Source organism: Bacillus sp. NEAU-Y102, assembly GCF_054788175.1.
In genome coordinates this window covers 53302-61594 of the sequence record NZ_JBTWFK010000017.1, presented here as the reverse complement: position 1 = coordinate 61594, position 8293 = coordinate 53302, and the positions used below count along the sequence as shown (strand labels likewise).

Annotated in this window: 7 protein-coding genes; 5 read left to right on the top strand and 2 right to left on the bottom strand. The window is 35.1% G+C overall.

Annotated elements, in window-relative coordinates; all coding sequences use genetic code 11:
• Positions 1–38: 38 nt before the first annotated feature.
• Positions 39–1195 (bottom strand): IS3-like element ISBt2 family transposase gene (locus ACYFX0_RS29065; RefSeq protein ID WP_097826534.1). Its coding sequence is split into 2 segments (ribosomal slippage): positions 39–943 and positions 943–1195, totalling 1158 coding nucleotides; the frame shifts between segments, so codons are not numbered across the junction.
• 205 nt (positions 1196–1400) lie between these two features.
• Positions 1401–2615, bottom strand: coding sequence for an MDR family MFS transporter (locus tag ACYFX0_RS29060; RefSeq protein WP_001108447.1), 1215 nt, complete (start codon positions 2613–2615; stop codon positions 1401–1403).
• 101 nt (positions 2616–2716) lie between these two features.
• Between ACYFX0_RS29060 and ACYFX0_RS29055 the strand changes: the two genes are divergently transcribed.
• The 5 genes from ACYFX0_RS29055 to ACYFX0_RS29035 all read left to right on the top strand — a co-directional run bounded on the left by ACYFX0_RS29055 (position 2717) and on the right by ACYFX0_RS29035 (position 8246).
• Positions 2717–4453: an ABC transporter substrate-binding protein gene (locus tag ACYFX0_RS29055; protein ID WP_000470189.1), complete on the top strand. Its 1737-nt coding sequence runs from the start codon at positions 2717–2719 to the stop codon at positions 4451–4453.
• A gap of 160 nt (positions 4454–4613) precedes the next feature.
• The gene (locus ACYFX0_RS29050) at positions 4614–5237 is read left to right on the top strand and encodes a YhbD family protein (protein ID WP_000102242.1); all 624 of its coding nucleotides are present in this window, start codon (positions 4614–4616) and stop codon (positions 5235–5237) included.
• A gap of 13 nt (positions 5238–5250) precedes the next feature.
• On the top strand, positions 5251–5961 hold the full coding sequence (locus ACYFX0_RS29045) for a bactofilin family protein (protein ID WP_001258382.1): 711 nt from the start codon (positions 5251–5253) through the stop codon (positions 5959–5961).
• 18 nt (positions 5962–5979) lie between these two features.
• The gene (locus ACYFX0_RS29040; protein ID WP_106081981.1) at positions 5980–6687 is read left to right on the top strand and encodes a polymer-forming cytoskeletal protein; all 708 of its coding nucleotides are present in this window, start codon (positions 5980–5982) and stop codon (positions 6685–6687) included.
• A 23-nt stretch (positions 6688–6710) separates the two neighbouring features.
• Complete coding sequence (locus ACYFX0_RS29035) at positions 6711–8246, top strand: MDR family MFS transporter (RefSeq protein WP_063675459.1); 1536 nt, start codon at positions 6711–6713, stop codon at positions 8244–8246.
• The last annotated feature ends 47 nt before the right edge of the window (positions 8247–8293 follow it).

Genomic DNA, 8293 nt, shown 5'->3' with positions numbered 1-8293 from the left:
TGAAGTGAACCCCGAAAACGGGACACCAATCAAAACACCTAAACCACTTGTTCCCTAAATTCTTTAGGGGATAGGTGGTTTAATTTTTCTTGAATTCGCACACAATTGTAGTAATGAATGTATTCTAGCACAATCTTTCGCACAGTTGTGTTGGATACTTTTGTTATCTTTTGTGAATAGAAAGCTTCACTTTTTAAATGACCAAAGAAGCTTTCCATGACGGCATTATCATGGCAATTTCCTCTCCGGGACATGCTGGTGATCATGCCGTTTTCTTTGGCATACGCTTGAAATTCTTTTGCTGTATAAATACTTCCTTGATCCGAGTGAAGAAGGACATCTTTTACTTTTCGCCCTCTCATTGCTTGTTTCAATGTTTTCATCGCTAATGTCAGTGTTTGTGATTCGCTGATGACACAACTAATAATTTCACGATTAAAGGCATCCATGATCGTTGATAAATACAAGGTACGCTCTCCAAATAAGAGATACGTCACATCCGTAAACCACTTTTCATTTGGTTTGGATGCATCGAATTGGCGCTCCAATCGATGAGGGGCTACCATTGGTTCCGCACCATTGATATATTTCTTTTTCTTTCGACGCACTTTTGAAAGAATATGATTTTGTCTCATGATTCGTAATACTTTTTTATGATTGACACACAGTCCCATTTTTCGAAGAGTAGCGGTCACTCTTCGATATCCATACCGGAATTTATGCCTAAGACAGACGTCCTTTACTTTTTCTTCTATATCATCTTTCAGATCTTCCGTTCGTTGTAACCAACGATAAAATGTAGAACGGGGTAATTCTAATACGTTACACAAGTCTTTTACCGTTATTTTTGTTTGTACATTTCTCCATAAAGTAACTACAGTTTCTGGTTTCAGCCCCTTTCGATTTCCAGATACTTTCCCCATACAAGTAATTTTGTTTTTAGATGTTTATTTTCTAAACGTAGCTGTTCTAATTCACTGAGCTCTTTTGGTCCTTTTCCATAAGAATATTGTTTTCCTACAGGTTGTTGAAAACGGTACGTTTGATCGGTACGATACCACTTCATCCACGTCTTAATTTGGGAAACATTTTTAATTCCAAGCTTCTCCATAATTGTCCAATTGGAATATCCATCCTTTTTCATTTCAATCACTTTCCACTTTACTTCTTCTGGGTAATGAACTCTTGTCTTCAAACGAAAAACACCTCCAATGAATTTGCATACTTAGTATGCGAATTCAGGAGGTGTTTTTTTCATGTACCACTATTCGGGTTCACTTCATTAAGTGAGGTGTTTTAGTTGTAAACAAGGAACGTCTCATTTCATATGCGAAATACTTCACTTTTGTTTTTTAGCATGCATCCAATAAGAAATGTTGATCTACTGAAAAAGTAGTAACTTATAAATTATGTGTAGGCTGGTTTGCGATTTTTTTTCGTTCCAAATTTTGAACAAATAACGCTTGTACAATACCTCCAACTAATAAGAAACTAGCGCAAATATAAAACAGCATACTACCATTTAACTTACTTAATAAAACTGCACCAATAACTGGTCCACACGTTCGAGATATATCCCAGTGTATACCGTAAATTGAAAAATATAAACCACGTTTATCATGAGGTGCAATTTCTGAAACGAATCGTAATAAATGGTTTAGAGCAATACTTTCTCCAATGACTAAAAAGAGTAAGGTGAAGAATAACGACAATATCGTCGTTGAATAACTAAAGCCAACTGCAGCTATTGTATAGCAGGCGTAAGAAATAAGGATGATTTTCGCCATAGAAAATCGTTCAGACCATTTTACGAGGAAGATTTGTAGAATGATTTCCAAAATGGCTTTACATGTTGAAATAAATGCGAGTATGAATACGAGATTAAGAAATACATGTTCTGCGAAAATACGATAATTCGTCTCAGTTTGTGCATAAAAAAAGCTAATAGGAAGTGTAGAAACCATAAGACCGAATATGGCGTAATGTTTAAAAATAAATTGCTTTGGTGAACTTGCCTCAACTGTTTGTTTTGACATACTTATTGGTGGAACGGTTTCTGGGAGCTGGGTCCAAACAACAACGGCATATATCGTAAGGGTTACACTTTGCACGATAAATAAATATTCTGGGTGAGTATTATAAAAACTTGCACCGATTAAAGGGCCGACTACGGATCCAATTGCTCCCATCGTTTGTAGGAGAGCAAAAATTTCTGCTTGCTGCTCTTTTTTTGTTAAATCAGCAATTTGTGCACGTTGAGCCGGAATATATAAGGAACGGCCAATGCCATTAATGACATATAACAGTGCAAATATAAAAACGGATTGAGCGAAAACGAAACTACCGATTGCAACACTTTGTAGCAATAAGCCGAGTAACATAATCTTTTTCCGGCCATATTTATCAGTAATTCCTCCAGCAATAAGTGTAAATAAAATGTCTGAAAGTGGCTGTAATCCGAAAATCAGCATAGTTATTATTACATTGCCGTTTAACATTTTATTGACGTAAATAATCATAATGATAGCTAACATAGATTCAGTCGTTCTGGTTAATAATTCACCACACAGTCTAATAAAAATAGGTTTATTGTAACGAAGTAAGAGATAATTCAATATTAATTCCTCCTTTCTATATTGAAATGATAAGATGAAAGAAGAATTGGAAAAAGTGTAGAAACAATAGGGAGTATTTTTCACCTTTTAGGGGGATTATGATGTTTATTTTAGATCAATACATTGAACTATGGATTGCTTATGGAAAAGGGGAAAAAGAGGGAGAACAATTGGAAGTAACAGTGCAAAATATATCTGAAACATTATTTTGTACAGAGCGTAATAGTAAATTAATTATAAAAAAATTAGATGAGTTAAATTGGATCAAGTGGTTTCCAGGTCGCGGCAGAGGAAATCGTTCTAAGTTAATATTTCAAAAGGACCCGATATCTTTAATTTTAGATAGAGGAAAAGAAATAACGAAAAAAGGGGATGTCAAAAGCGGAAGCATATTTGTGGAACGCTATAGCTCACATTTTCCATTAGTAAAGGAAGAATATCACTCCTGGGTGGATTCAATATTTGGTCATAAGATTGAAATGACATCTGAAGGGAGAAGAGATGTACTCCGGTTGCAAGTACAAATGAATTTAGATATCACATTAGATCCTGTATACGCTACAATGCGTTCAGAATGCCATATGGTAAAACATATATTCGATACACTCGTGTATGTAGACGGTAATACAAACATTATAGAGCCAAGACTTGCATTTCACTGGGAATATAATGATGCTGAAAAAATATGGACGTTTTATTTACGAAAAGGAGTTCACTTTCATAATGGAAAACAACTAACTGCACATGATGTTATATACTCATTGAATCGATTTATGAAGCTGGAAAATAATGCACACGCATGGATGTTACAACACGTTGAAAGTATTCGTTCAGTGGATGACTACGTTGTCGAAATTCAATTACATACGGAAAATCGAATGTTTTTACATATGCTAAGTGCAGAACAGTGTTCTATCGTGAATAAAGATGAAGCAGGAGAGCTAATTGGAACAGGGCCTTTTCAATTATATAAAAGTAATGAAAATTTGTTCATTTTAGAAGGTCATCCTTTATATTTTCGTGAAAGACCTTTTTTAGATCGTGTTGAGTTGTGGAATGTAGAACAAGGTGTAAGTACATACGATGTTTTAGTAAAGGCGCAGTATAAAGATAAAGAAAAACATAATAAAGAATTGTCTCGGCTTGAGTCGAACGTGACATATATAACATGTAATCATACGAAAGAAGGACCAATGCAAGATGAGTTATTTCGGAAAGCATTATATAAAATCATTCATGGTTATACAATCGTTCAAGAACTCGGCGGAGAACGTGGAGAAGTGGCACAGAAACTAATATTAGCAGGTGAAAGCATTGTAGAGATTGAGGAAGATGTAGAAAGTTTAATTAAAAGGAGTACTTATCATAATGAAGTGCTACAACTCTACACATTTACAGGACGAGATCATGTTGAAGATGCACAATGGATACAAAAAGAGTGTGTGAAGTACGGGATTCGTGTAGAAAATAATTTTCTTGACATAGAAGAGCTATTGGAAGTAAGTACGATACAAAAGGCCGATATGATGCATGATAGTGCCACAATAAGTGAACGAATAGAAGATAGTCTATTATATATGTTTCTTACAAAAAATAGTTTTATTCATGGACAAAGCAGCATGGACTTTCATGAAAAGTTGTCTCCTTATTTTAAACAAGAAGAATTAGAGAAAAGAGTTACACTGTTACGCGATATTGAGGATACTTTGTTACGTCAAATTCATATTATTCCTTTATATCGTAATAAACAAGAGGTAAGTACACATGAAAAAGTCCAAAATATAATGATTAATTCACAAGGTTGGATTGATTTTTATAATATTTGGTTTAAATCTTGATATATAAGGGCTTTTGCGCATTTTCATAAGATGTGTAAGAGCCTTTTTTTGTATGTGGGAATAGGTTTGTTTTACACATTGTTACGCTACTTGTGATAAAAGTCTATTTACAGCGTAACAGTGTTATGTTACATTGTTATCAGGAAGGGGTGTTATACAGTTGAGTACAGATTTAATTTCAAAAAAAGATTTATTAGAACTAACTGGTATTTCATACGGACAGTTATATAGGTGGAAGAGAAAAAATTTAATACCGGAAGATTGGTTTGTACGAAAGTCAACATTCACGGGTCAAGAGACATTTTTTCCGAAAGAAAAGATATTAGAGCGCATCGATAAGATCCAAACGATGAAAGAGGATTTATCACTTGATGAACTAGCGAATATGTTTTCACCGAGTGTGAGAGAAATTCTTTTAACAAAGGAAGACATTTTACGTAAGGAGATTGCATCAGAACCAGTTTTACAATTTTTCATAGAACAAACGAATAAAACAGCAGAGTTTCAATTTGTAGATATTCTTTATGTGTACATGTTAGAAGAATTACTACAATCGGGAGAGATTAGTTTAGAAGAAGGAAAAATGGTCTTGCAAGTTTTACGTGAAAATTATGAAGCAATTAAACATAAAACTTGTGATTTAATCGTTGTCCGAAAATTAGGGATTTCTACATGTTTATTAGTTTCAAACGTGGACGATTTAATTTTTGAAAAAGGCACTAAAATCGTTTTACGCGAAGCGATTATGAAATATACCGAAGCATTAAAAACTAAATTGTTGTAGTGGAGGAGAAAGTATGCGTACAGATAATTTGATTATAAATGGTTACGGTTCATCCAATGGCGGCGAGTTTCATAAAGTACAATTAAACGGAAAAGGAACTGTGAATGGAAATGTTGAATGTGAGCAATTTGAATGTAACGGTTACGGTGCAGTTACTGGCGATTTGAAAAGTAGCAGTGCACGAATTAGCGGATCTGGTAAAGTCGATGGCACAGTTCATGCTGAAACGATGCGAATTGATGGGAAAGCAACAATTACGCAAGATGTAAAGGCAAACAGTTTGAAAATTGCAGGAAAAGGTACGATAGGTGGAAATGTCACTGGTGAAGAATTTAAGGTCAATGGTCAAGCTACAATTGACGGTAATTGTGAAGTGGATACTTTTTCTTCAGAAGGACAATTTACAATTGGCGGATTATTAAGCGCTGATGAAATAAATATTAATATTCACGGTACATGTCGAGCGAAAGAAATTGGTGGTCAAACGATTAAAGTAAAGCATAGACTAAGTACTTTTAGTAGGCTTTTTAAATCAGTATTTGGTATGCAATTAGAGGCTGAACTATTAGAAGGTGACAATATCGATATTGATTATGCTCACATAAGAACGGTAAGAGGAAATAATGTTACGGTAGGACCGAACTGTGAGATTGAACTAATCGAATATACGGGTGTTCTTACTGTTGATAAAAGCGCAAATGTAAAAGAAATTAAGCAGATTTAATGGAAGGGAGAAAATGATATGGAACATCAACACAGTCTTACTGTTAATGGTTCTGGTAGTTCAGCGGGCGGAGATTATAATAAAGTAAAGATTCGCGGTGAAGGAACGATTTCTAATGATATGAGCTGTAATGAATTTAAAACGTACGGCACGAGTGAAGTGTGCGGTAATATGAAAGTGAAAAGTTATGTCGTGTATGGAGATAGTGAAGTACAAGGAAATGTAGATGCGGAATCTGTAAAAGTATACGGAAATACACAAATGCATAGTGATGCTCATATTGAAAAAATAAAAGTAAGAGGTATGATAGAAGTTAAGGGGAAATTAACTGGTGATTTCGTAGATGTGAAAGGCGCTTTAAATGTAAAAGGAGATATTGAAGTTGAAGAACTATCACTAACTGGTGGCCTTGAAAGTGATGGATTACTTAATGCTGAAAATGTTGAAATTTCACTTCGTTATGAAGGTAGCAAAGTAAGAGAAATTGGCGGTCAGAAGATTACCGTTCGTAAAAAAGTGAGATTTATTCCATTTACCAATCATGCTGGAAGCCTCCAAACGTCTATCATTGAAGGAGATGATATCTATTTAGAACATACGATTGCTGAAGTTGTAAGAGGAAACAACGTTACAATTGGTCCTGGATGTGAAATTAGTATTGTAGAATATCATACTAGTTTTAATCAAAAAAGTAATGCAGTCGTAAAAGAACATAAACAAATATAAGTAGTATGAGGGAGAGCAAGGTTATGGTTGAGAAGAATAATAAGCTCGGCTTTGTTGTAGCGGGCTTATTGCTAGGTATTTTAATGGCATCAATGGATAATACCATTGTCGTTACAGCGATGGGAACAATCGTTGGTGATTTAGGAGGCCTTGAAAACTTTGTATGGGTCGTTTCTGCCTATATGGTCGCAGAAATGGCAGGTATGCCGATATTCGGAAAACTATCAGATATGTATGGTAGAAAGAGGTTCTTTATTTTCGGTTTAATCGTCTTTATGATTGGTTCGGCACTTTGTGGTACTGCTGAAAATATTACACAGTTAGGGATTTATCGTGCCATTCAAGGTATTGGCGGCGGGGCATTAGTGCCGATCGCGTTTACTATCGTTTTTGATATTTTCCCTCCTGAAAAGCGTGGGAAAATGGGTGGTTTATTCGGAGCAGTATTTGGTTTATCAAGTATTTTTGGTCCGTTGCTTGGTGCGTATATTACAGATTACATAAGCTGGCACTGGGTATTTTATATTAACTTACCGCTTGGCGTTTTAGCACTTATTTTTATTACATTCTTTTATAAAGAGTCAAGAGTTCATAGAAAGCAAAAAATTGATTGGTTTGGCGCAATTACTTTAGTTGGTGCAGTAGTTTCTTTAATGTTTGCGCTTGAACTTGGCGGACAAAAGTATGATTGGGATTCTAACTTTATTTTAAGTTTATTTGGTGGATTCGCTATTTTAATTATTGCATTCATTTTTATTGAACGTAAAGTAGAAGAACCGATCATTTCATTTGAGATGTTTAAACAACGCTTGTTCGGAATGAGTACAATTATTGCTTTATGTTACGGAGCTGCGTTTATGTCAGCAACTGTATACATTCCATTATTCATTCAAGGTGTATACGGTGGCACTGCAACAAACTCGGGATTATTACTTTTACCAATGATGTTAGGCTCAGTCGTAACAGCGCAGTTAGGTGGGTTTTTAACGACAAAGCTTAGCTACCGAAACATTATGATTATTTCTGCGGTTATTATGCTAATTGGACTATTTTTATTAAGCACATTAACGCCAGAAACAAGTCGTGTATTATTAACAGTGTATATGATTATTATCGGATTTGGAGTCGGCTTCTCATTCTCTGTACTAAGTATGGCAGCTATTCACAACTTCGGTATGGAACAGCGCGGATCTGCGACTTCGACGAGTAATTTCATTCGTTCATTAGGTATGACACTTGGTATTACAATCTTCGGAATGATCCAAAGAACAGGTTTCCAAGATCAATTAGAAGAAGCATTTAAAGGCATGAGCGGGGGAATGAATACAAACACATTAGGGGATTCAAGAGCCATTTTATCAGAATCGGCAAGATCTCAAATCCCTCCGCAAATATTAGATAAGATTATTGAGGCTCTTTCTAGTTCAATTGTTCAAACATTCATGTGGGCATTGGTACCAGCTGGATTAGCATTCATATTCATTTTCTTTATGGGAAATGAGCGCATGGTAATTAAGAAACAACAAAAGAATAAAAAGAGCGAAACATCAAAAGCGTAATGAAAAAGCTCCTTTCCAATTGGAAAGGAGCTTTTTCGTATGTATGG